The following is a 24,584-nucleotide window of genomic DNA, read 5'->3' as shown; positions in this document are numbered from 1 at the left end:
GCCGACGATCCGTGGCCTCTCGATGGGACTCAGTGCCCCTTGGAGGCCACGGATCGAACCCGGGAGACCCGGAAAGGACGACGGACGAGGGGACCTCCCGACACCCGCGCGTCAGGACGCGGGCGGGGCGGTCTCCTCGAGCAGTCCGTCGAGCTGGCTACCGACGATCCGCTTGAACAACCGCCGGGAGCGCTTCCGGTCGAGCATCGCGACCTCGAGGTTCCCGGCCGTCAGCGTGCGCTCCCCGTTCTGCGCCCCGGGCGGCGCGCCGGCGGTGAGCGCGTCCACCGCCACGCGCAGCGCGGTGGCGAGCGGCTGGCCCTCCGTGTGGTGCTCCCGCAGGGAGGTCAGCACCTGCTCGGACTGACCGCCGATCGCGATGAAGCCACGCTCGTCGGCGATCGAGCCGTCGTAGGTGAGACGGAAGATCTGGTCATCCGCGGCGGTGTGCCCCACCTCGGCGACGACGATCTCCACCTCGTAGGGCTTGATGCTCTCGGTGAAGATCGCGCCGAGGGTCTGCGCGTAGGCGTTCGCGAGCGCCCGGCTCGTGACATCCCGCCGGTCGTACATGTAGCCGCGGGTGTCCATGATCCGGATGCCGGCCGTGCGGAGGTTCTCGAACTCGTTGTACTTCCCCACCGCGGCGAAGCCGATGCGGTCGTACATCTCGCTGATCTTGTGCAGGGTCGTCGACGGGTTCTCGGCGACGAACAGGATGCCGTCGACGTAGGTGAGGACGACCACGCTCCGGCCGCGCGCGATGCCCTTGCGCGCGTACTCGGACTTGTCCCGGACCTGCTGTTCGGGACTTGCGTAGCCGAACGGCATGGTCACGTCAGCCTCCTGAGTTCTGCGCGCGGTCGGCGATGATCGAGTCGACCACCGGGCCGACCTCGTCATCGGTGAGGCGACGGTATCCGTCGGCGGTCACCGAGGCGACGATCGGGTACAGCTTGCGGATGAGGTCCGGCCCACCGGTCGCCGAGTCGTCGTCGGCGGCGTCGTAGAGAGCCTCGACGCTGATCCGGACCGCGTCGTCCTGGCTGTGGTTGGCCCGATAGCGCTTCTTCAGCGAGCCGCGAGCGAAGACCGAGCCCGACCCGATCGACTCGTAGGTGCGCTCCTCGGACTTCGCCGCGGCGATGTCGTAGGAGAAGATCCGCCCCTCGCCGGTCTCGGTGTCGAAGCCGGCGAACAGCGGGATGACCGCGAGGCCCTGCATCGCCATGCCCAGGTTCCCCTTGACCATGAACGCGAGCCGGTTGGCCTTCGCGTCCAGGCTCAGCGTAGAGCCCTCGATCTTCTCGTAGTGCTCGAGCTCGACCTGGAACAGACGGATCAGCTCGGCGCCCACACCGGCCGTGCCGGCGTAGCCGACGCAGGAGAACTCGTCCGCGTGGTGGACCTTCTCGACGTCACGCTGGGCGATCATGTGCCCCTGCGTCGCGCGGCGGTCGCCGGCCATGATCACGCCACCGGGGAACGTCACGGCCACGATGGTGGTGCCGTGAGCCGCATCGGTCACCGGAGCGGGCAGCGGGCCCCGGGCGCCCGGAAGCAGGTCCGGAGCCGCGACGGACAGGAAATCGGTGAACGACGACGTTCCCGGTGTCATGAACACAGCCGGTAGACGCCCGGCGACACCCGTTGGATCGGGCACGCATCCCCCTTCAGATAGTCGATCGTGAGCCGGCGGCCCAGGATGGTCCGAGGCGGCCCAGCCCAAGGCTCCGGGTGATGCACAACATGCCACGTGCCGGGCCGGCAGGGTGGCCGTGGTCCCGCTCCGTCCCAAGTCGCGGTCCCGGGCGCACCGCCGCGGTGGCACTCGGCGGCCTCAGCGGGCCTGTGAGCCCCTCGGTAGGCCCCTGTGAAGCCCCGCGGGCGGCACGGCGCCTGGACGGCCCGCACGGACGCCCCCAGGCACCGACCTCGCTCGCGGCGGGAGACACCAGGACAGCTGAGCGATCCACGTGCCGACGCACACACACGACGCCCACCGCCATCGGGCACACCCTGGGCATCGGGCACGCCCGGGCGCGGGCATCGCGATCCAGGGCACGGCCCCGGGACGCGTCGGGCAGCGGGGCCTCCCGCAGCACCGGTCGCCGCGTTGGCTCCCCCGGCGACCGGCCGAACGGGCGCATGTGGCTCGTCCGGCCGAACCGGCCGCGGGGAGTCAGACCCTACTGACCGCCCTTCTGGACGTATCCCTTCACGAACTCCTCGGCGTTCTCCTCGAGAACGTCGTCGATTTCGTCGAGCAGGGAGTCGACGTCCTCCGAGAGCTTCTCGTGCCTTTCCTTGAGATCCGAGGCGCCCGATTCCTCAACCTCGGCCTCGGCGGTCTCGTCATCACGGCGGCCGGTGCGCTGCTGCCCGCCACCGGTGTCCCTCTGGGCCATGGGAGCCTCCTTCGATCGCCTGGGGCGACACTATCCCGCTCCGCCGACTGCTTCCGGTGGATCGGTACGAGGTCCACTCCATCACGAACACCCGACGACGTCGCCTCGTCCGCCGAGGGCGCAAAATGTGCTGGTCGATGGTGGTACCACCGGCGCACCGAGACTTCACGCCGTACCGGCGTGAAGTCTCGGGAGACCACCGCGAGACCCCGCCGGCTGTCAGTTACCCGACAGGGCGTCCACCAGGTCGGCGGCGGTGGGGCAGCGGGCGAGCAGCTCGCCCACGTGCGCCTTGGTGCCACGCAGCGGCTCAAGGGTCGGCACCCGCTGCAGCGAGTCCCGCCCGATGTCGAAGATGACCGAGTCCCAGGACGCGGCCGCCACCTGCTGCGGGTAGAGCTCCAGGCAGCGTCCCCGGAAGTACGCCCTGGTGTCCTCCGGAGGCTCCGTCATCGCCCTGGTGACCTCCTCCTCACTCAGCAGGAGGTCGAAGCGGCCACGGGCCACCAGGCGGTTGTAGAGGCCCTTCTCCGGCCGAACGTCGTGGTACTGGAGGTCGACGAGCTGCAGCCGCGGCGAGTCCCACGCCAGGGCGTCGCGGGAGCGGTAGCCCTCGAGGATCGACAGCTTGGCCACCCAGTCGAGCTCCCGGGAACAGGTCATCGGGTCGACCTCGAGGCGGCCGAGCACCGACTCCCACCGGGAGAGCACGTCGGCCGTCTGCGGGTCGACGTCCGTGCCGAGCCTGTCCTCGACGAACTTGCGGGCCTGCTCGAAGTACTCCATCTGGAGCTGCACGGCGGTCATCTTCCGGCCGTCGCGCAGGGTGAGCAGATACCGCAGCGAGGGGTCGTGGGAGATCGCCCGCAGCGTCGCGACCGGCGCGTCCACCGACAGGTCGACCTGGAGCCAGCCCTCCTCGATCATGGCCAGGACGAGCGAGGTCATCCCCACCTTGAGGTAGGTGGCGATCTCGCTCATGTTGGCGTCACCGATGATCACGTGCAGACGCCGGTACTTCTCCGGGTCGGCGTGGGGCTCGTCCCGGGTGTTGATGATGGGGCGCTTGAGGGTGGTCTCCAGTCCGACCTCGACCTCGAAGAAGTCCGAGCGCTGGCTGATCTGGAACCCGGACTCACGCCCGTCCACGCCGATGCCGACCCGGCCGGCGCCGCATATCACCTGGCGGGAGACGAAGAACGGCGTCAGGTGCCGCACGATCTCCCCGAACGGGGTCGCCCGCGCCATGAGGTAGTTCTCATGGCAGCCGTAGGAGACACCCTTGTTGTCGGTGTTGTTCTTGTACAGGTGCACGGGCATCGTGCCGGGGACAGTCAGCGCACGGCGGGCCGCCTCTGCCATCACCCGCTCCCCCGCCTTGTCCCAGAGGACGATGTCGCGCGGGTTCGTCACCTCGGGGGTCGAGAACTCGGGGTGCGCATGATCGACGTAGAAGCGCGCGCCGTTGGTCAGGATGACGTTGGCCAGCCCGAGGTCGTCCTCGTTCGCGGGCGCGCCAGGATCGACCACCGGCTCTCTGGGCAGCTCGAAGCCGCGGGCGTCTCGCAGGGGGGACTCCTCCTCGAAGTCCCACCGAGCTCGACTGCCCCCGGTGGCGGCCCTGTTGGCGTAAGAGTTCACGACCAACGACGAAGCCAGCATCTGGTTTGTGTTGGGTTGACCGGGCACGGACACGCCGTATTCGGTCTCGGTCCCCATGATCCGGCGCACGCTCACTCTGCAAGCGTAGGTGCTGGCGGGCCGCCGGGTCGGCCGGACGCCGCCCTTGGTCGTTCCGAACCTCTTGCCGGGAAGCTTCGGGAACGCCCGGAGACCTCCCCCGCCACGCCGACAGCCCCGCGGGTGCCGGCATTCGGGTGATCGGCGACGTGGCGGCCCGTCAGCCTGTTCGACGGCCACTGGGCTGCGTGTCCGTCTTCTCACAGCGACGGCAGGAGACCACCACAAGCCCGTTTGAAGATCAAAACGATCAAGGATGGGCGTCAACATCGTTGACTATCTTGGGCAGTGCGACACCCGACGGCACGGCCACTCGACCGGCGGCTCCAGCCGGCGGGCACGGCTCGCGGACCGGCTGGCGGGCAGCCGGTGGGCACGGCCGGGGGTCACCGGGCCCGTGGAACCACGACGCGGCGGCCGCCTCGTCAACGAGACGGCCGCCGCGTGGCGACCACGGCGGGCGGCTGGCCCCCGCCCCGCGAACGGCCTAGAGGTACTGGCCGGTGTTCGCGATGGTGTCGATCGACCGCCCGGCCTCGGTGCCCTTGGTTCCGGTGACGAGTGTGCGGATGTAGACGATCCGCTCACCCTTCTTGCCGGAGATCCGGGCCCAGTCGTCCGGGTTCGTGGTGTTCGGCAGGTCCTCGTTCTCCTTGAACTCGTCCAGGCACGCCGACAGCAGGTGCTGCATGCGCAGGCCGCGGACTTTGCTCTCGATGAGGTCCTTCACCGCCATCTTCTTCGCCCGGGCCACGATGTTCTCGATCATCGCGCCCGAGTTGAAGTCCTTGAAGTACAGGACCTCCTTGTCACCGTTGGCGTAGGTGACCTCGAGGAAGCGGTTCTCCTCGCTCTCGGCGTACATCCGCTCGACGACCCGCTGGATCATGCCCTGGCAGGTCGCCTCCCGGTTGCCTCCGTGCTCGGCGAGGTCGTCGGCGTGCAGCGGGAGCTCGGGAATGACGTACTTGGCGAAGATGTCCTTGGCCGCCTCGGCGTCCGGACGCTCGACCTTGATCTTGACGTCGAGCCGGCCCGGCCGCAGGATCGCCGGGTCGATCATGTCCTCTCGGTTGGACGCGCCGATCACGATCACGTTCTCGAGCTGCTCGACGCCGTCGATCTCGCTGAGCAGCTGCGGGACGATCGTGTTCTCCACGTCCGAGGAGACACCCGAGCCACGGGTCCGGAAGATCGAGTCCATCTCGTCGAAGAACACGATCACCGGCATGCCCTCGGACGCCTTCTCGCGCGCCCGCTGGAACACCAGCCGGATCTGCCGCTCGGTCTCGCCTACGTACTTGTTGAGCAGCTCCGGGCCCTTGATGTTGAGGAAGAAGGCCCGGCCGGAGCCCTGGCCTGTCTGTGCCTCGACCTTCTTGGCCAGGGAGTTCGCCACGGCCTTGGCGATCAGCGTCTTGCCACACCCGGGCGGGCCGTAGAGCAGCACGCCCTTCGGTGGCTTGAGCTTGTGCTCCAGGAACAGTTCCTTGTAGAGGAACGGCAGCTCGACCGCGTCGCGGATCGACTCGATCTGGCCCTTCAGGCCGCCGATCTGCTCGTAGCCGATGTCTGGGACCTCTTCGAGGACCAGCTCCTCGACCTCGGACTTGGGGATCCGCTCGAAGGCATACCCCGACCGTGGCTCGATGAGGAGCGAGTCGCCGGCTCGGATCGGGCCGTCGAGGAGTGGCTGGGCCAGCATGACGACCCGTTCCTCGTCGGTGTGACCGATCACCAGCGCCCGGTCACCGCTCTCGAGGACCTCCTTGAGCAGGACGATCTCGCCCTGCCGCTCGAACGCGCGAACCTCCACGACGTTGAGCGCCTCGTTGAGCATGACCTCCTGACCGGGCTGCAGGACGTCGGCTTCGACGTTCGGCGACACCGTCACGCGGAGCTTTCTGCCCTGCGTGAACACGTCGACCGTGCCGTCGTCGTAGCCACGGATGAAGACGCCGTACCCGCTCGGCGGTTGCGCGAGCCGGTCGACCTCCTCCTTCAACGAGATGATCTGGTCACGTGCCTCCCGAAGGGTGGCGACGAGCTTGTCGTTTTGCCCAGTGGCGGTCTGTAGCTCCACCTGTACCTGGGCTAGTCGCTCCTCCAGGACACGTACCTGTCGGGGCGATTCAGACAGCCTCCGCCGCAGCATGGCCACTTCTTCCTCCAGGAAGGTGACCTGAGTCGTGAGTTCGTGTACTTCCTTCTCGTACGCCGACCGTTGAGAATCGGCGTCACCAGGACGACCCGTGCTCCCACCGGAGCCAGAGCCCGAACGGGGACCGGACACCGCGCCTCCACCTCCCCCGTGCTGACCGGGACGCACCCACACTACCGTTGTGACCGCCGCTGGCAGGCCGGTCGCGCGAGGACGACCCAGGTTTGCCGTAAACAGCGGGTTACGGTGCCATGGTGACAGAAGATCGGAGCCCTGTGGCAACACCAACGAAGCCGGGCGATTCGCCCGGACTCCGGGTCCGCATCGACCAGGACTCCTGCACCGGCGACGGTCTGTGCGTCCAGTATGCACCCTCGGTGTTCGAGTTCGACATCGACGGGCTCGCCTACGTGAAGAACTCCGACGGTGAGCTTCAGACCACACCGGGGACCCACGTGCCGGTTCCGCTGCCGCTGCTCACCGAGATCCGCGACGCCGCCGAGCAGTGCCCCGGCACCTGCATCTACGTCGAGCACCCGGACGGGACGCTGGAGGTCGGCGGCCCACAGGAGTGAGAACCACCCACCCCGGCGCCCCCGCCGTGCCCCCACCCGTGGGGTCCGGCGCCCGGGCCCGCCGCGCGGGCGCCGTCCTGCCCCGGGTGGGGCGGGCCCGCCCCACAGCGGTGGCGGCCACCCGGCACAGCCGGGGAGCCGCCGGCGGGCTCGCCTGAGCGGGCGCCCCCGCGGATCGCCCGGCCGCGCCCGGCATCGCGTCAGCCGTCGGAGCCGGCGTCGACTCGAGGCTCCGGCTCGGCCTGAGGCTCCGGCTCGGCCTGAAGCTCCGCGATGACCTGGCGATCGGGCTGGCCGTACAGGCCCGGCAAGCTGTCCGCTCCCGCCGGCTGACCCTGCTCGGCCGGGCGGTCGGCGGATGCCGGCTCCGGAGCGGTCGCCGGCTCCGGATAGGAGCCCTTGGCCGGGCGCCGCCGCCTCGGTGGAGCAGTGACGCCGTCCGCCAGCCGGCGCGCTGTCACCAGGAAACCGGTGTGCCCGACCATGCGGTGACCGGGGCGCACGGCGAGGCCCTCGACGTGCCAGTCGCGCATCATCGTCTCCCACGCCGCGGGCTCCGCGAAGCAGCCGAACTCGCGCAGCGCCTCGACCGTCCGGGAGAGCTGGGTGGTCGTCGCAACGTACGCGCACAGCACGCCGCCGGGGACGAGCGCCGCCGCGGCCGCGGGCAGCACGTCCCACGGGGCGAGCATGTCGAGGATCACCCGGTCCATGCCCCGCTCGGCCGACTCGGCCAGATCACCGACATGCAGTGTATGAGCCGGATGTGGTCCGCCGAAAAAGGTCTCGATGTTGCGCCGGGCGACCTCCGCGAAGTCGGGACGCCGCTCGTAGGAGACCAGACGGCCGCCGTCGCCCACGGCCCGCAGCAGGGCGCAGGACAGCGCGCCGGAACCGGCACCGGCCTCCAGCACCTGCGCGCCGGGGAAGACGTCGGCGTACATGACGATCTGCGCCGCGTCCTTCGGGTAGACGACGGTCGCGCCGCGCGGCATCGACAGCACGAAGTCGGCCAGCAGCGGCCGCAGTGCCAGGTAGTCGGTGCCCCCGGTGCTGCTCACGACGACGCCTTCGGGCCGGCCGAGCAGGTCGTCGTGCGGAATCGCCCCCCGGTGGGTGTGGAACTGCCGGCCCGGCTCGAGGACGACCGTGTGCCGTCGGCCCTTGGGGTCGGTCAGCTGGACGCGGTCGCCCTTGGTGAACGTCCCGCGGCGCCGCGCCGCGCCGGTCGGCCGCGGCACCTCGGACACCTCGGACATCTCCGGCGCCTCGGGCATCTCCGGTGCCTCGGGGTCCGCGGGGTCCGGCAGGGGCGGAAGCTCCGCGAGGTCCGGCAGGGGCGGGCGGGACGCGACCGCGTCCGGCGTGGTCGGGTCAGTACTGATCTCGTCGTCCTCTCGGCGCGCGCCCCGAGGCCGTCCACGGCCGGCGCGCGCCCTGTCCGCTGGAAGCTGGTCGCACGGGGGCGTGCGGGTGACGCGTGCCGGGTGCGTCAGGGCCGGGCCGGGCCCGGCGGCCGTCAGCGGCGAACGAACGTCACCGATGGGAGACCATACGGGCCGCGGCCGCCGGATCGATCCTGGCCACGAGATCGACCATGGCCAGCACGCCGACCGGCCGGCCGCGCTGGACCACGAGGTACTCCGCGGCCGGGGCCCGCTGGACGGCCGCCAGCAGGTCCTCGCCCTCGAGCTCGGCCTGCAGGGTCATCCCCGGGCCGATGCTCCGGCTGACCTCGTCCACCGCCATCCACGGCCGGCGGTGCTCCGGCAGGGCGTCGACGGAGGCGCCGTTCATGATCTTGACAGGGGTGCCGTCCCGGTCGATCACCGCGACGGCCGTGGCGCCCACCTCCTGGGCCCGGCGCAGCGCCTCACCGAGCGGGACCGCAGCCTCCACCGGCAGCGTACGGCGGGCGAGTCGGCCCGCCGACAGCCCGGGCAGCCGCTCGCGGACCTTGGCCGACCGCAGCGACTGGTAGGCGCCGAAGGCGACGAACCCGGCCAGGACGTAGGAGTAGAGCGCGCCGAAACCATCGGAGTTCTTCGTCGCGCCCCAGACCACCAGCGCACCGGCCACGACGAAGCCGCCGTAGGCGCCGGCCCGCAGCCCGCGCAGCTTGTCGTGCCCGATGGCCCACACCGCCGCGACGACGACCCGCCCGCCGTCGAGAGGCAGACCCGGCGCCAGGTTGAACACGAACAGCGCGGCGTTGGTGAAGCCGATGAAGAAGAGCACTGCCCCGACGCTGCCGTGATCCGGCACGGCCAGCAGGCCCAGGAAGCACAGCCCCCCGATCACGCCGTTGACGGCGGGCCCGACGAAGGCGATCAGGAACTCGCGGGCGGCGGTGGCCGGCTCGGGCTCGAACTCGGTGAAACCGGCGAAGCCGTGCAGGGTCACCGACCGGACGTGCAGCCCGAACCGCTGCGCGGTCAGCGCGTGCCCGATCTCGTGCGCGAGCAGCGACAGGAGGAACCCCGCCGAGACGAGCAGGGACAGTACGAGCACATGCCCGTCGGTCGCGGCGATCGTCAGATGGTCCCGGATCGGGTCGATGAGCAGGGACGCGACCAACGCCGCGAAGACGACGGCCAGCGGCGAGACGAAGATCGGGGCGCCGCGGACGTGCCCGACCCGCATACCCGGCGGACGCGGCGCCGGCCGCCGCCCCGGCGGCTCCACTCCGCCGGGGACGCCGTGTCGCGCCGCGCCGGGCTGATCCTCCATAGGTGTAGATGCTACGGACCATCCTCCGTGGTGTCCGCCGCGGATAGCGCTCCCGCTACGGATTGCGCTGTCATCTGGCCGGCAGCGGGCTTGTTCGGGGGCCACGGAGGCCCGGCCACGGCCCCAGGACGCGGCCAGGGCCCACGGCCCGAGGAGGCGGCCAGGGCGGCCCGCGGCTCGAGGCCCGTCACGCCGCCACGGTTGCGCTGGGGGTCACCGGCTGGGATCAGGCTTGTAGGACTCCACCTCAGGAACGGGCCCCGCCCCCCGGGCCTCAGGGGCCCGGCTCCAGAGGTCGAACCCCCGAGAACCCGGATCCGGAAACCAGGCCAGCCTCCGCCAGGCCGGCCGAGACGATGTGTGGCGACTGAGCGCGTCTATGAGATCACTCAGCCGCCATGATTGTTCTCGGAGCCGACGGCCGGGGTCAGGTCTGCGGAAATCCGCCCGGGGCGGAGCCCGGACCCTCGGCGGGGGAGGCACATCGGGACACCGTGGGTGCCCCGAGGCGGGCGCCGATCGTGTCGGTGGCGGGTTCTAGGGTCGACGCCATGACCACAACGCCTGCCCAGGCCCCGGGCTCGGCCGCCGAAGGTTGCCCGACCGGGCCGGTCCAGGTCGGGCCCGGCTGGCATGAGGGCCGCGACCCCGCGGCGGCCCCGGCCTCGCCGCCGACGCCACCGGCCGCGGCGCCACAGGCGCCGCCGATAACGGCGTCGTTATCCCCCTCCCGGGCCGCCGACTTCGTCAACTGCCCGCTGCGCTACCGCTTCCGCGTGGTCGACCGGCTGCCGGAAGCGCCGAGCGAGGCGGCGACGCGGGGCACGGTGGTGCACGGCGTGCTCGAGCGGCTGTTCGACCTGCCCGCCCCGGGCCGGACCCAGCCGGCCGCGACCGAGCTCGTCGAGCCGGTCTGGGCCGACCTGCTCGCCCGCGACCCGGCGCTCGGTGGCCTGTTCGACGACGACGGCGCCCTGCGCTCCTGGCTGGACAGCGCGCGTGACCTTCTCGCCGGCTACTTCACCCTCGAGGACCCGACCAGGCTGGCCCCGGCCGCCCGGGAGCTCTACGTCGAGCACGTCCTGGCCTCCGGGCTGCGGCTGCGCGGCTACGTGGACCGCCTCGACTCGGCCGAGACCCCCCAGGGCACCGCGCTGCGCGTCATCGACTACAAGACGGGCCGCTCCCCCGGCCCGGCGTTCGAGGGCGCGGCCATGTTCCAGATGCGGTTCTACGCGCTCGTGCTGTGGCGTTCGCGTGGCGTCATCCCGCGCGAGCTCCGGCTGTATTACCTGAGTGACCGAACCTGGCTGCGTGCCACGCCGGAGGAGTCGGAGCTGCGCGCCACCGAGCGCCGGATCGAGGCGCTGTGGGCGGCCATCGCCCGGGCGCACCGGACGGGCGACTGGCGGGCCACGCCGGGCCGGCTGTGTGACTGGTGCGATCACAAGTCGAGGTGCCCGGCATTCGGCGGCACCCCTCCCCCGCTGCCGGAGAACCGCGCGGAGCTGCCCGTCGACGACGCCGCCCCCACCGTCTGCGAGGCGGACGGCTGAGCCGCCCGACCGTCCATCGAATCGCGGCGCATGGGTCCCGACCTGGCCACCGGCAACGTGGCGCACCAGACGTGGGGGTACCCGTTCGGGTACCCGAGGGCACCTTCGGACGGCGGCCCCGCGGGCGGGCCCGGCATCGGCGTGCCCGGGCGGTCACCGGTGGGGAAGATCCGGCGTCCCGGGTGGTGTCGGGGGCGGTTACCGTCGGCGGCGGACGTGGGCGGCGGGAGGATGCGGATCACCTCTCCGGCGTTGTCCCTTCGGGGCCTGGATCCCGGCGCTCCGCGGGAGCCGGCCGCCGATCGGTGAGGTAGTTCGCGACAGTTGGAGGAACGCATGGCCCGACGCACCGCATCGGACCGCGACGGTGCCCGCGGCGGTCCACGGCGCGGCCGGGGGTCCGCCGCGCGGGCCTCCAGACTCACCAAGGTCTACGGCTCGGGTGACACCGCCGTCACCGCGCTGCGGGGCATCGACCTGACCTTCCCCTACGGCCGGTTCACCGCGATCATGGGCCCCTCCGGCTCAGGCAAGTCGACCCTGATGCACTGCCTCGCCGGGCTGGACCCCGCGACCACGGGGCGGGTCTTCATCGGCGACGTCGACCTGTCCCGGCTCAACGACCGGCAGCTCACCCAGCTCCGCCGGGACCGGATCGGCTTCATCTTCCAGCAGTTCAACCTGCTGCCGACGCTCACCGCGGCCGAGAACATCACGCTGCCGCTGGACATCGCCGGCCGCAAGCCCGACCAGAAGTGGATGCGGATGGTCGTCGACGCCGTGGGCCTCGCGCCCCGGCTGAACCACCGCCCGCCCGAGTTGTCCGGCGGCCAGCAGCAGCGGGTCGCCTGTGCCCGGGCCCTGGTCACCCGCCCAGAGATCGTCTTCGCCGACGAGCCGACCGGGAACCTCGACTCGCGGTCGGGCGCGGAGGTGCTGTCGTTCCTGCGCGACTCGGTCCGCGAGCTGGGCCAGACCATCGTGATGGTCACCCACGATCCGACGGCCGCCTCGTACTCCGACGAGGTGATCTTCCTCGCCGACGGCCGGCTGGTCGACGCGATGGCCGAGCCCACACCGGACGCCGTCCTGGACCGGATGAAGAACCTGGACGCGCTCGTGCGCGGCGAGGCCGTACCGGAGCCCGAAGCGGACTACGACGACCTGCCGCCGGAGCCGCCCGAGCCGCGCGGCCCCGAGTACGACGACCGCGGCTACGCCACCGGCGGCTACCCGACGGGCGGCTACCCGGCCGACCACTACCCACCGGCCGGATACCACAACGAGGACTACGCCGGGCCGGCGGACGAGCGCCAGTCCACGGGCTACGGCGCGGGGGGCTACCCGGGCGGCGGGCCGCACACCGGGGAGTACCCGAGCCCCGGGCCGCACCGGGGCGACCCCCGCACCGGCGGCTACGCCAGTCACTTCGAGGCCAGCCAGTCCGATACCGGCCGGTTTGACGCCAGCCAGATCGACGCCCGCGGCCGGTACACGGATCCGGCGGACACCGGCCCGTTCGGCCATGACCGGTACGGCTCCGCCGGGCGGCACACGGGCACTCGCGGCCACGGAGGCGGGTACCGGGCTCCGGACGACCACGACCGCTCGCCCTACGACGCGTCCGGGCACGGTGGCACCCGGGGCTACGAGCGGGGCACCGGCCGGGGCGCGGGCCGGGCGAATCCGACCGGGTGGGCCTGACGGATGCTGCGCGCCACACTGCGGAGCCTGCTGGCCCGCAAGGTACGGCTTGTCCTGTCCGCGCTCGCGGTCGTCGTGGGTGTCAGCTTCGTCACCGGCACCCTGGTCCTCACCGACACGCTGAACCGGACGTTCGACACCCTGTTCACCGACATCAACAAGAACGTCAGCGTCTCCGTGCGGACCGTCAACGCGGTCGGCACGGGCGACCAGGCCGACCGGCTGCCGGTGCCCGCCACCCTGGTCCCCACCGTCGCCAAGGTGGACGGAGTCACCGCGGCGACCGGGATGGTCCGGGGCCAGGCGGTCCTGATCGACCCCGCGTCGGGCGACCCGCTCAACAGCGGCGGCGCACCGGGCATCGGAACGAACTGGACCGGTGGCACCGCGACGGGGTCGGAGGAGATCGCCGACGGTCGGCCACCGAACGGCCAGGAGATCGCGGTCGACAAGTCGACCGCGGACAAACACCACCTCACGCTCGGCCAGCGGATCTCGGTGCAGACCCGCCTCCAGCCCGAGGAGTTCACCCTCGTCGGCACCTTCCGCATCGGCGGGCAGGACAGCCTCGGCGGCGCCGCCGTCACCACGTTCGACACGGCGACGGCGCAGCGGCTGCTGCTCGCGCCCGACCAGTTCACCTCGATCAGCCTCGCCGCCGCCAACGGCGTCTCGCAGGAGCAGCTGCGGGACAGGGTCGCCGCGGTGCTCCCCACCAGGGTCGAGGCGATCACCGGCACCCAGCTCGCCGAGGAGAGCGCGAGCGCGATCCAGGACGCCGTCAGCGGGTTCTCGACCTTCCTGCTGGTCTTCGCCGGCATAGCGGTGTTCGTCGGCGCCTTCATCATCTTCAACACGTTCACGATGCTGGTCGCGCAACGCGTCCGTGAGCTGGCGCTGCTGCGCGCGATCGGCGCGAGCCGGGCCCAGGTGCAGCTCTCGGTCCAGATCGAGGCCCTGATCGTCGGCTTCATCGGCGCCACGGTCGGTCTCGCTCTGGGCGCCCTGCTGGCGATGGGGCTGCGGGCGGCCGTCGGCGCGTTCGGGATCTCGCTGCCGTCCGGCCCGCTGGTCTTCCAGCCTCGGACCTTCCTGCTCGCCTACGGCGTCGGCCTGGTCATCACCGGTCTCGCGGCGTTCGTGCCGGCCCGCAAGGCGGCGTCGGTGCCGCCGGTGGCGGCGATGCGCGAGACGTACGTGCTGCCCACCAGGTCGCTGCGCACCCGGGCGCTCGGCGGCGGCGCGCTGACCGTGCTGGGAGTGATCTGCCTGGTGGCGGGCCTGGCCCGCGGGGAGAATCCGAACACGAGCATGGTCGGCGCCGGCGCGGCGTTCGTCTTCCTCGGCATCGCCACCCTCTCGCCGCTGCTGGCCCCGCCGATCACCCAGGTCGTGGGGATTCCGCTGCGCGCGATGTTCGGGACGACCGGCCGGCTCGGCCAGGAGAACGCCATCCGCAACCCGCGGCGCACCGCCTCCACCGCGTCGGCGCTGATGATCGGCCTGGCCCTGGTGAGCGCGTTCGCCGTGCTCGGCCAGTCCATCAAGGAGTCGGTACGCGAGACGGTGTCGGAGAGCCTGGGTGCCGACTTCTACATCGCCACATCCAACTTGGCCCCCTTCAGCCCACAGGTGGCCGCGGGGCTCCAGGGCAAGCCAGGCGTGGCGGTCGCCACCGGCATCCGGGGCGGGGTGGTCAAGATCGGCGACACAAACTCGTCGGTCCTCGCGGGCGATCCGGTTGGCCTGCTGCAGGTCCTCTCCATCAAGCAGGTGGACGGCGACGTCAACGCGCTCGGCGCGGGTTCCCTCCTGGTCGACGAGGTGACGGCGGCCGAGCGGGGGCTGCGGGTCGGCGCGCCCGTCCCGGTCACGTTCGCGGACGGCCCGACCGAGCTGACCCTGGTGGGCACCTACGAGAAGAGCGCGATCGCCGGTCCCGCGATGATCGCGACCAGCGAGTTCGAGAAGCACTCGAACAACAACCTCGACCTGTTCGTGATGCTCAAGCTGGCCGACGGCGCCGACCCGGCCGCGGTCCGGGCCGAGATCGACAAGGTGATCAAGCCGTTCGGCAGCGTCAAGGTCCGCGACCAGTCGGAGTTCGTGGCCCAGCAGGAGGAACAGGTCGACCAGCTGCTCGGGTTCGTGTACGTCCTGCTGGCCCTGGCGGTGGTGATCGCCCTGTTCGGCATCGTGAACACCCTCGCACTCTCGGTGATCGAACGCACCCGGGAGATCGGGATGCTCCGGGCTATCGGCATGACCCGGCAACAGATGCGGATGATGGTCATCGTCGAGTCGATGATCATCTCGGTCTTCGGTGCGGTGCTCGGTGTGCTGGTCGGCAGCTTCTTCGGCTGGGCGCTGACCGGGGCGCTGAAGAGCCAGGGGGTGACGACCTTCGCCTATCCCGTCGGAACGATCATCGCCGTGATGATCGCCGGCGCCATCATGGGCGTGCTCGCCGCGGTCTTCCCGGCGCGTCGAGCCGCCAGGATGGACATCCTGCGGGCGATCGCCACGACCTGACCCGCGAGCCCGCCGCCGGACGCGGGCCGGACCTCAGCCGGGGTCGGCGCCGGCCCGGTCTCAGCCGGAGTCGGCGCGGGCCGGGTCCGGACGGTGGACGAGCCCGGCGAGCGTGGCCAGGTCGACCGCGTGCAGGCTGTCGACCCGGGCCGCGACCTGGCCGGGCAAATCGGCCGCCGCGATCGGCATCGACGGGACGAGGACCGTCGCACAGCCGGCCGCGATGCCCGCCGCGGCCCCGGTGAGGCTGTCCTCCAGGACCACGCAGGCGGCGGGATCGGCGCCGAGCAGGCGGATCGCGGCGAGGTAGGGATCCGGGAACGGCTTGCGCCGGGCGACCTCGTCGCCGGCCACCGTCACGGTGAAGTGGTGCGCGCCCAGCACGGCGACCACCGCGTCGACCAGCGCACGGTAGGACGAGGAGACCAGGGCGGTCGACACCCCGGCCGCCGTGACGGCGCCCAACAGCTCCAGCGCCCCGGGCTGCGTGACGACCGCACCCGGTTCCCGGAACAGTTCCGCGGAGCGGCGCAGCAGGAACTCGGTGGTCGCGGGCTCGTCCGAGACGGGGCGCCCCAGCATCGAAACCATGATCGGGACGGCGGTGTCGATACCGTGGCCGATCATGGCAAGCTTCATCTCGGGCGTGAACCGCCCGCCCAGGCGCGCCGCGGCCTCGTTCTCCGCGATCGTCCACAGCGGTTCGGTGTCGACGAGCAGCCCGTCCATGTCGAACAGGACCGCCGCCGGCAGGTCGCTCACAGTGTGTCGTCCTCCGGGGAACCAATCGGGGAGCGGCCCGCGGACGGCCACACCGCGCCCACGGCGCCAACGGCCGCGGGGGCCCGCTCGGCCGGGGCAGGGAGCAGCTGGGGACGCACCCTGAAAGGGTACCGGGGTGGGACGGAAGGCCCTCCGCGGGCGCCGGGGCGGGCCGGCGGCCGGGGTCCGGGCCGGACGCGGCGACCTCCGGCGGTGGTGGTCGCAACGGGCGCGGGCACCCCGGTTCCGCCGTCGGTGGAACGCGGCACATACCCGATATCGACCTGACAGGTCCCGCCCGACATAACCTCTGCGACGGGATGGACACGATGGATCGATCCCCGCCCGCCTACCGGTCACGGACGGGGGGCGTCGATGCCCTTGAGGCGGAGGTTGCGATCACGCGGCAGACTGGACAGCGGGCGTTCTCCCGGATCGGGAGGACGTACGGTTGCACTGTCACGGGGGCAGGGGGCCGCCGCGGGGCGGCAGGAGGTGGTAGGTGATCGAGTTCTCCGGCGTCGGCCAGCTGCGGTCGCCGGTGGTCGTGGCCGCCTTCGAGGGGTGGAACGACGCCGCCGACGCGTCGTCGGCGGCCGTCGAACACCTGGAGAACGTCTTCGGTGCTCGCGTCATCGGCGCGATCGACCCGGACGACTACTACGACTTCCAGGTCAACCGGCCGACGGTCAGCGGTGCGGACGGCGCGTCACGCAAGATCGCCTGGCCGACCACGCGGCTCTCGGTGGCGCGGCCAGCGAAGTCCGAATCCGACCTGGTGCTCGTGCGGGGCCTGGAACCGAACATGCGCTGGCGGGGATTCACCGACGAGCTCATCGAGGCCGTCCACGCACTCGGTAGCGACATGGTCATCACGCTCGGGGCGCTGCTGGCGGATTCGCCGCACACCCGCCCCGTCCCGATCAGCGGTACCGCCGGGGATCCGGCCACCGCCGCGCGGCTGGGCCTCGAGGCCTCCCGCTACGAGGGGCCGACGGGCATCGTGGGCGTGTTCGCGGACGCCTGCTCGCGGGCGGAGCTGGCCTCGGTGTCGTTCTGGGCCGCCGTGCCGCACTACGTCGCCAACCCGCCGTGCCCGAAGGCCACCCTCGCGCTGCTCCGCCGGGTCGAGGATCTTCTCGACATGGAGATCCCGCTCGGCGAGCTGCCGGACAAGGCCAAGGCGTGGGAGCGGCAGGTCGACGAGCTCGCCGCCGGGGACACCGAGGTCGCCGAGTACGTCCGCTCGCTGGAGTCGCGCGAACCGGAGACGGCGCTGCCCGAGGCCAGCGGCGACGCCATCGCCCGGGAGTTCGAGCGCTACCTGCGCCGCCGGGGGGAGTGACCGCGCCCGCGCGCGAGGTCTACTCCTCGACGATCTCCGCGTCGAGGATGTCCTCCTCGGCGGCGGGGCGGTAGCCCGCGGCGGGCATGCGTACCGGGCCGGTTCCGGCTCCCCCGGCGGCCGGCCCGCCGGGGACGAAGCCGCCGGCCAGGTCGGTCGGGTAGGGCTCGGCTTCGGGGACGTCCCGCTGCTGCTGGCGATGGCGCCCCGGGCCGCGCCGCGCACCCACGGTCGCGGAGCCCACGGTTGCGGCGGCCGAGGGCGCCGCCGGACCCGTCTCGGCGGTAAGCCGGGACGAGGCGGCCCATGTTCCACCGGTGCTCCCCCCGGAGCTCGTCGCCCCGGCGCGGCTCGCTCCCACATGCCCGGCGCCCACGGACCCGGCGCCGAGGTGGCTCGTGCCCGTGTGTCCGGTACCGGCGTGCCCAGCGCTGGCGTGACCAGTGCCGAGGTGACCGGTGCCGGCGGGGCTCGCCGCGGCGTGCCCCGCCGCGTACTCGGCCGCGGCGTAGGCGCTGCCGCCCGGCCCCACGCCACCGGCCTGACCGGTGCCGGCGTGGCCCGTGCCGCCCGGACCACGCAAGGGGTCACCCGTGCTGTCGACGCCCCCGGTGTGACCGGCGTGGTCTGAAGCCGGGAAGTGCAGGCTCGACGCCGCCCCGCCCGGCTGCGGCTGCGAGCCGGGCTGCCCTGGTGGACCCGGCTGTTCCGGCGCGGCCGGGTGGCCCGGACCCGCCGCCGGCCGGCCCGGCGTGAACGGGGCCGCCGACGGATCCACCGACGGCGCTCCGGCCAGGTTCGGGCCCGCCGGAGCACCGGCGTCGGCCCGGCCGCCGCGCCGGCCGTCCAGGCCGCTGTCGGCGGCGACGCCATCGGGTGACACGCCCGCGCGGGCGAGGTCGGTCACCGCCCGGTCGATCTCGTCCCCGCCGAGCAGCCGGCGCAACCGCAGAACGGCGCCGATGATCTCGCCCTGCTGGCGCCGCAGTGCCTCGAGCGAGTGCGTCCCGCGCACGATCTCGGCCTCGAGGTCCTCGTGCCGGGTCAGCGCGAGCCGCCGGCTCTCCTCAACCGCGTCGAGGATCAGCTTCTCGGCCTGTTCCCGGGCCTCCCGGACGATCGGATGGTTCGCCCCCGCCTGCGCGACCGCCTCCTCCAGCGCCGACTCGGCGAGGTGGCGGGCGCCCGCGATGATGTCCTCGGCCTCGCGCTGCGCGATCTCGAGCATCAGCCCGATGCGCCCACCGGCCTGGGCGGGCAGGCCCTCGGCGAGGCGGGCCTCGGCCTCCCGACGGTCGCGCTCGTGGCGCAGCGCCGCCTCGGCCGCGGCCGCCCGGGAGGTCACCTCGCTCGCGTACCGCCACAGGACCCCGAGGTACTCGTCGACCTGCCGGGGGTCGTATCCCTGCGGTGCCTCATCAAAGGTCGGCCGGTCCATGGCGGCGCCGGGGGACTCCCGGCGGTGGTGCGCCCCCATCGGCTAGGTTCCTCTCGGTAGGACAGGCCCAAGGTCGACACCGAGCAGTGCGTCGACGGTGTCGCGGACGGTGGCCGGCGCCTGATCGTCCGCCTCGCCGCTGCCGCTGCCAGCGGCCAGTGCGGCCGCCGCCCACGCGTCGACCGCGGCGAGCGCTCCAGGCGCGTCGAGGTCGTCGGCGAGCCGGTCCCGGACCTCGGCCAGCACCGGCCGGAAGTCGGGGCCGGACGGCAGCGCGACGGCGGCGCGCCACCGGTCGAGCCGCTCGACTGCCGCCTGCATGGCGGCCGCGGTCCACTCCCACTCCACGGTGTGATGATGCTGCAACAGGGCAAGCCTGATCGCGGCCGGGTCCGCTCCGCGCGCGAGCAGCCTCGAGACGAACTCGAGGTTCCCCCGCGACTTCGACATCTTGTGGCCGTCCAGGCTGACCAGCGCGGTGTGGACGTAGGCGCGGGCGAACGGCCGGGCGCCGTTCGCGACCTCGGCGTGCGCGGCGCTGCACTCGTGGTGCGGGAAGGCGAGATCGCTCCCGCCGCCCTGGATGTCGATCGTGGCGCCGAGATAGTGCCGGGCGATCGCGGAGCACTCCACGTGCCAGCCCGGCCGCCCCGGGCCGAACGGCGACGGCCAGGACGGCTCCCCCGGCCGCTCCGCGCGCCACAGCAGCGGGTCGAGCGGGTCCTTCTTGCCCGGCCGGCCGGGATCACCGCCGTGCTCGGCGCAGGACACCAGCATCTGCGCGGGGTCGAGGTGGGCCACCTGGCCGAAGTCCGGCGCCGCGGCGACGGAGAAGTAGAGATCGCCGTCGACGGAGTACGCGGCGCCGCGCTCGACGAGCTGGGAGACCATGTCGACGATGAGCCCGACGGCCTCGACGACGCCGACGTAGTGGTCGGGAGGCAGGATGCGCAGCGCCGTCATGTCGGCCCGGAACAGGTCGATCTCGCGGCGGGCGAGGTCGCGCCAGTCGATGCCGTCACGGGTGGCCCGCTCGAGCAGCGGATCGTCGACGTCGGTGACGTTCTGCACGTACCGCACCTCGTGGCCGGCGTCCCGCAGCACGCGTTGGACGAGGTCGTAGGTGAGGTACGTGAAGGCGTGCCCGAGGTGGGTGGCGTCGTACGGGGTGATCCCGCAGGCGTAGAGCCGGACCGTCGGCCCGAGGTCCAGAGTCCGCACTCCGCCGTGCGCCGTGTCGAGAACGCGGAGGTTGCGACCCTGTCCGGGAAGCTTGGGGAGCTGAGGAAAGGGCCACGCCTGCATGCGTGTCAGGGTAACCGGGGCCGGGCCGGCCGCGGGACAAGCCGGGCAGGCCGGCGACGAGCAGGGCACAACCCCCGCCCGGGCGTGTCGCGGCCGGCGGCCCCGTCGGGCCGCGTCCGCCGGCTCAGAACGGCGGCCAGGGAATGGCCGGCCAGTCCCCGGAGGGCAACGGGAAACGGCCCTCGGCCAGGAGCCGGTCGACCCGGGCTCCCAGTGCCCGTAGCTCGGTCGTGGTGAGCAGCGGCTCGAGCCGCTCCCCCAGATCCGCGCCCAGCGCGTCGCGCACACCCTGCAGGAGCATGGTCTCCGCCGCGTCCAGCCGCTGGCCCCGCCAGGTCCACAGCAGCGTGCGCAGCTTGTCGTCCGTGTGGAACGTCACGCCGTGGTCAATGCCGTGCACCCGCCCGGACGGCGCCGGGAGCAGGTGGCCACCCTTCCGGTCGGCGTTGTTGATGACGGCGTCGAACAGCGCGATACGCCGCAGCTGCGGGTCGTCCGACCGGGTCAGCGCGACGAGGTCGACGGTCGTGTCGACGTCGATCCAGAGCTGGACCATCCCCGCGCCGAACGGGCCGTCCCGCATGACGGTCGGTGGGACGATGCCCGGGTCCATCGCCTCGGCGACCTCGTAGGCGGCCAGCTCACGGGCCGCCAGCGTCCCGTCCGGGAAGTCCCACAGGGCGCGTTCGCCGCGCACCGGCTTGTACACGCACCGCCCACAGAGCTCGTCGGCCCGGATCTCGCACAGCAGCGTGGCGTTGCTGGCGTCGACCAGCCGCCCGGTGATCTCCAGCTCGCCGGTGCGCAGGAGCGCCAACGCCTCGCTCACGCCCAGCCCGCCGCTGTCGAGCGGGTCCAGCGGCGCACGCCGCCCAGGGTCGGCACCGGCCGCGGAGAGGCTCACGGTTCCAGTTTGGACGTCGGCGGCGCGACCGGGGATGTGGCCCCGCCCGATCCGGGCACGGCCGCCTCGGAGACCGTGCCCGGCCGGGCACCGTCCACGGGCGGCTCGGCGCCGGCGCCACCTCCCACGACCTCGTCCTCGCGGGGACGCTTCCCGTCGCCCGCCGGCGACGGCGGTACGGGCAGCAGGTCGGCGACGGCTCCGCCGACATCGTTGACGCGGCGCACGAACGGCCGGTGGTCGCCGTAGCGGACGACCGTGAGCGAGCACGGGTCGACGGTGATCCGGTGGTACATGTCCAGGTGCATGCCGAGGGCGTCGGCGAGGACGGTCCGGATCACGTCGCCGTGCGAGCACAGCAGCCAGGTCGCGTCCGGGCCGAGGCGCTCGTTCCACTCGCGCACCGCCGTGACGCCGCGGGACTGGGTGTCACGCAGCGCCTCCCCGCCGGGGAACGTCACCGCGCTCGGCTGGGCCTGCACCACCTTCCACAGCGGTTCCTTCGCCAGGGTCGCGAGTTCCTGCCCCGTCCAGTCGCCGTAGTGGCACTCCCCTATCCGCTCGTCGGTGTCGATCTTCTGCACCCCGGCGGGCGCGGACGGGCCCTCCGGGCGGCGCCGGGCGATCTCCGCGGCCGTCTGCTGGCAGCGGTCGAGCGGGCTGGACACGATCGCGGCGAGCGGGATGCCGGCGAGCCGCCCGGCCAGCGCCTCGGCCTGCAGGCGGCCCCGCTCGTCGAGCCCGACGCCCGGGGTCCAGCCGAGCAGGATCTTGCCGGTGACCGCGGTGAGGCCGTGCCGGACCAGCAGGACGGTGGTCAACTTCGGACCTTCCCTTCGTGGTGTGGCGGCAGGCCGGCCTGCGGGTGCGTACCACCAGGCGACACCAGCCAGCCCGCAAGTGGGGTGCCGGGCGCGCGCGGCCCGGTCGACCCGGCCGGGCCAGGCCCGCTGACCTGGCCGAACGCCTGGATTCGATCGTTCGGCGGCTGGCACCGAAATGCGCGATCGGACTACCCACGGACCACCCGCCCCACCACGCTACCGAGCGGGCGGGCTAGGGGCGGCGGCCGGCGTCGTTACGCTTCCGCCATGCCCGAAGACGCCGCCGACTCCCCGTTTCGGACCGCCGCCGCGGTCGAGGACCGCGCCGCCGGCCCGCCGTCGTCCGGCCCGGGACCAACCCCGGACGACGCCGTAGTCTTCAATGCCTTCTGCGGCGCCGGCCTGTGGCCGGGCCTGGGCCGGACGACGGCGGGCCGGCTGGAGGAGGCCGGCATCGAACACCGCGAACACGTCGACCTGCACCGCCTTTCCTCGGTGCCGGGTGTCTCCGGGCCGCGGGCTCGCCGCCTGCTCGACACGTTCCGCGCGGCGGAACCCACCTACGCCGCGGTGGAGATGCTGGTCGCGGCGCGCCTGCCGGCGCGGCTTGCCCGCGGCCTGGCCGACGCACTCGGCCCCACGGTGGCCAAGGCGCTGCGCGCGGACCCCTGGTCGCTGCTCGAGGGAGGCGAGGCCGAACTCGGCGACGCCGATCGCTTCGCCCGCCACCTCGGGCTGGACAGGGCGGACCCCCGCCGCGGGCCGGCGGTCCTCATCCACCTGCTCGGTCGCGCGGCGAGCCGCGCCGGCGACACCGCCGCCCCGGTCGCCGAGGTGACCCGGGCCGCGGTCCGCGAGGGGGTCACCGAACCCCTCGACGCGCTGTCCGCCGCGCTCGACTCCGGCCGGGTGATCCAGGTCGACGACCGTCTCGCCCTCGAGCGGTACGCGATGGCCGAGCAGGCGATCTCGGACGGGGTGGAGCGCCTGCTCGCGACCGCCGAACCGTTCCGGCCCGAGGCCGGTGGGCGGCGGGCCCGGCGGCGCGCCGGCAGCGGACTGGGCGAGGAGCGGCCGGCAGTCGCCACGCCACCCGAACCGCCGGCGCCGACGTCGATGTTCGACGACGACGTACCGGACGACCACGCACCGGACGACGAGCCGCCCGGCAACGACGCGGCCGGCTCCGCCTACGACGCGGCTGGGTCCGATGCGGCTGGCGGCGGCGCGGGCACGGTCCCCGGCGGCGCCGAACCGGGCGCGGCGGCCGACCGCGCCGTGGCCGGGCTGGACGAGGTCCAGCTCCAAGCCGCCCGCACCGCGCTCGAGGTCGGCGTGAGCGTGCTGACGGGTGGTCCCGGCACGGGCAAGAGCCGCACCGTCGCCGCGGTCGTCCGGCTCGCCGAGGCCGCCGGCGTCGAGGTGGCGCTCGCCGCGCCGACCGGCCGGGCGGCGAAACGACTCGAGGAGCTGTGTGGCGCGCCGGCCAGCACCCTGCACCGGCTGCTCGGCGCGCAGGGCCGCGGCGGCGGGTTCGCCCGCGACGAGCACAACCCCATCGAGGCCGACCTGGTCGTCGTCGACGAGACGTCCATGCTGGACGCCGAACTCGCCGCCGCCCTGCTGGACGCCTGCGCCGACGGCACCCACCTGCTCCTCGTCGGCGACCCTGCGCAGCTCCCCAGCATCGGACCGGGTCAGGTCCTGGCCGACCTGCTGGAGGCGGAGGTCGCGCCGGTCACCGAGCTGACCCGGCTCTACCGGCAGGCCGACGGCGGCGCGATCGCCACGATGGCCGCGGCGGTCCGCCGCGGTGAGCTGCCGCCACCCGGTTCGGGCCGTGAGGTCGTCGTCGTGGCGGCGCGCTCCTCCGGCGAGGCCGCGCACCGCGTCGTCCAGCTCGTCACCGACTCGATTCCGCGGGCCCTGGGCATACCCACCGAGGACGTGCAGGTGGTGACGCCCGTGCACGGCGGGCCGGCCGGCACCGGCGCGCTCAACGCGGCGTTGAAGAACGCGCTCAACCCGGGCCGCGGCGAGGTCTCCGGCTTCGACGTCGGCGACCGGGTGGTGGCCACCGCGAACCACCTTGACCTGGGGTTCGCCAACGGTGAGATCGGCGTGGTCGTCGCGCTCGGCGAACGGGGCGGCCTGCGGGTCGCCTTCCCCGGCGGCGAGCTCGACGTCCCCTCGCACGGCGTCGTGGACCTGCGCCACGGGTGGGCCGTCACGGTGCACCGCGCCCAGGGCAGCGAGTGGGCCGCCGTGGTCGGCGTCTTCCCACCGGAGGCCGGCCGGATGCTTACCCGGCCGCTGATCTACACGGCGATGACGCGGGCACGCAGCCACCTGTCGGTCGTGTCGGTGAACGGCCCGGCGCTGCGGGCCGCGGTCCGCGACGCGGGTGGCCGGCGGCGGGCGACCCTCCTCCCGGCGCTGCTGGCCGGCGAGTCCGCGGAGCCATTCGGGCCGATGGACGACACCGACGACCAACCCGGCGAGGCCGGCTTCGGCGCCGGCCTCGCTGACGGTGCCACCGCCGGGGCGGCCGTTCTCGCGCCGGCCACGAAGGAACCGGTCAGACCATGACCCCCTTGACA

At 72.9% G+C, this 24,584-nt stretch carries 19 protein-coding genes; 7 read left to right on the top strand and 12 right to left on the bottom strand.

Annotated features, from left to right (window positions below):
- Positions 1-111: 111 nt before the first annotated feature.
- From prcA to arc, 5 genes are all read right to left on the bottom strand, one after another.
- Positions 112-837, bottom strand: coding sequence for a proteasome subunit alpha (prcA, locus tag AC559T_RS07165; protein ID WP_071063554.1), 726 nt, complete (start codon positions 835-837; stop codon positions 112-114).
- 1 nt (position 838) lies between these two features.
- Positions 839-1,663: a proteasome subunit beta gene (prcB, locus tag AC559T_RS07160; RefSeq protein WP_200835423.1), complete on the bottom strand. Its 825-nt coding sequence runs from the start codon at positions 1,661-1,663 to the stop codon at positions 839-841.
- Between the two features lie 526 nt (positions 1,664-2,189).
- The gene (locus AC559T_RS07155) at positions 2,190-2,408 is read right to left on the bottom strand and encodes a ubiquitin-like protein Pup (protein ID WP_018499886.1); all 219 of its coding nucleotides are present in this window, start codon (positions 2,406-2,408) and stop codon (positions 2,190-2,192) included.
- A 219-nt stretch (positions 2,409-2,627) separates the two neighbouring features.
- A complete protein-coding gene (gene dop, locus AC559T_RS07150) occupies positions 2,628-4,145 on the bottom strand; it encodes a depupylase/deamidase Dop (RefSeq protein ID WP_368672109.1) in 1,518 nt (505 codons plus the stop codon).
- Positions 4,146-4,635: 490 nt separating this feature from the next.
- A complete protein-coding gene (arc, locus tag AC559T_RS07145; RefSeq protein WP_071063560.1) occupies positions 4,636-6,441 on the bottom strand; it encodes a proteasome ATPase in 1,806 nt (601 codons plus the stop codon).
- Between the two features lie 119 nt (positions 6,442-6,560).
- On the opposite strand from arc, the gene AC559T_RS07140 reads away from it, so the two are divergent.
- On the top strand, positions 6,561-6,884 hold the full coding sequence (locus AC559T_RS07140; RefSeq protein WP_020462366.1) for a ferredoxin: 324 nt from the start codon (positions 6,561-6,563) through the stop codon (positions 6,882-6,884).
- Entirely contained in the window at positions 6,881-7,042 is a 162-nt protein-coding gene (locus AC559T_RS07135; RefSeq protein ID WP_498868178.1) for a hypothetical protein, read from the top strand. The genes AC559T_RS07140 and AC559T_RS07135 overlap by 4 nt, the downstream gene beginning before the upstream one ends.
- A gap of 42 nt (positions 7,043-7,084) precedes the next feature.
- On the opposite strand, the gene AC559T_RS07130 is transcribed toward AC559T_RS07135, so the two are convergent.
- Both AC559T_RS07130 and AC559T_RS07125 read right to left on the bottom strand, forming a co-directional pair.
- A complete protein-coding gene (locus tag AC559T_RS07130) occupies positions 7,085-8,161 on the bottom strand; it encodes a tRNA (adenine-N1)-methyltransferase (protein WP_498868177.1) in 1,077 nt (358 codons plus the stop codon).
- Positions 8,162-8,420: 259 nt separating this feature from the next.
- Positions 8,421-9,614, bottom strand: a complete 1,194-nt coding sequence (locus tag AC559T_RS07125; protein ID WP_498868176.1) for a site-2 protease family protein — start codon at positions 9,612-9,614, stop codon at positions 8,421-8,423.
- Between the two features lie 551 nt (positions 9,615-10,165).
- On the opposite strand from AC559T_RS07125, the gene AC559T_RS07120 reads away from it, so the two are divergent.
- From AC559T_RS07120 to AC559T_RS07110, 3 genes are all read left to right on the top strand, one after another.
- Complete coding sequence (locus tag AC559T_RS07120) at positions 10,166-11,170, top strand: RecB family exonuclease (RefSeq protein ID WP_071063566.1); 1,005 nt, start codon at positions 10,166-10,168, stop codon at positions 11,168-11,170.
- 336 nt (positions 11,171-11,506) lie between these two features.
- Entirely contained in the window at positions 11,507-12,874 is a 1,368-nt protein-coding gene (locus AC559T_RS07115) for an ABC transporter ATP-binding protein (RefSeq protein ID WP_498868175.1), read from the top strand.
- Positions 12,875-12,877: 3 nt separating this feature from the next.
- Entirely contained in the window at positions 12,878-15,406 is a 2,529-nt protein-coding gene (locus AC559T_RS07110) for an ABC transporter permease (RefSeq protein WP_498868174.1), read from the top strand.
- A gap of 60 nt (positions 15,407-15,466) precedes the next feature.
- Here the strand turns inward: AC559T_RS07110 and AC559T_RS07105 are convergent, their stop codons facing one another.
- Positions 15,467-16,168 (bottom strand): HAD family hydrolase, encoded by a 702-nt coding sequence (locus AC559T_RS07105; protein WP_498868173.1) that lies wholly within the window; start codon positions 16,166-16,168, stop codon positions 15,467-15,469.
- A 502-nt stretch (positions 16,169-16,670) separates the two neighbouring features.
- Here AC559T_RS07105 and AC559T_RS07100 point away from each other — a divergent pair.
- On the top strand, positions 16,671-17,513 hold the full coding sequence (locus tag AC559T_RS07100) for a PAC2 family protein (RefSeq protein WP_020462373.1): 843 nt from the start codon (positions 16,671-16,673) through the stop codon (positions 17,511-17,513).
- A gap of 19 nt (positions 17,514-17,532) precedes the next feature.
- On the opposite strand, the gene AC559T_RS07095 is transcribed toward AC559T_RS07100, so the two are convergent.
- The 4 genes from AC559T_RS07095 to AC559T_RS07080 form a co-directional block, all read right to left on the bottom strand.
- The gene (locus tag AC559T_RS07095) at positions 17,533-18,990 is read right to left on the bottom strand and encodes a DivIVA domain-containing protein (protein WP_498868172.1); all 1,458 of its coding nucleotides are present in this window, start codon (positions 18,988-18,990) and stop codon (positions 17,533-17,535) included.
- Positions 18,991-18,993: 3 nt separating this feature from the next.
- The gene (gene mshC / locus AC559T_RS07090; protein WP_498868171.1) at positions 18,994-20,256 is read right to left on the bottom strand and encodes a cysteine--1-D-myo-inosityl 2-amino-2-deoxy-alpha-D-glucopyranoside ligase; all 1,263 of its coding nucleotides are present in this window, start codon (positions 20,254-20,256) and stop codon (positions 18,994-18,996) included.
- Between the two features lie 124 nt (positions 20,257-20,380).
- Positions 20,381-21,160, bottom strand: coding sequence for an SCO1664 family protein (locus AC559T_RS07085; RefSeq protein ID WP_498868170.1), 780 nt, complete (start codon positions 21,158-21,160; stop codon positions 20,381-20,383).
- Positions 21,157-21,981 (bottom strand): histidine phosphatase family protein, encoded by an 825-nt coding sequence (locus AC559T_RS07080; RefSeq protein ID WP_131626907.1) that lies wholly within the window; start codon positions 21,979-21,981, stop codon positions 21,157-21,159. The genes AC559T_RS07085 and AC559T_RS07080 overlap by 4 nt, the downstream gene beginning before the upstream one ends.
- Positions 21,982-22,251: 270 nt before the next feature.
- Here AC559T_RS07080 and AC559T_RS07075 point away from each other — a divergent pair, with 270 nt between their 5' ends.
- Positions 22,252-24,573, top strand: coding sequence for an AAA family ATPase (locus AC559T_RS07075; protein WP_498868169.1), 2,322 nt, complete (start codon positions 22,252-22,254; stop codon positions 24,571-24,573).
- Positions 24,574-24,584: the final 11 nt, after the last annotated feature.

This window comes from Frankia sp. Hr75.2 (assembly GCF_949319125.1).
GTDB lineage: Bacteria > Actinomycetota > Actinomycetes > Frankiales > Frankiaceae > Parafrankia > Parafrankia soli.
Note: the sequence above shows the minus strand (reverse complement) of the source record. Positions and strands in the feature narration are given on the sequence as shown.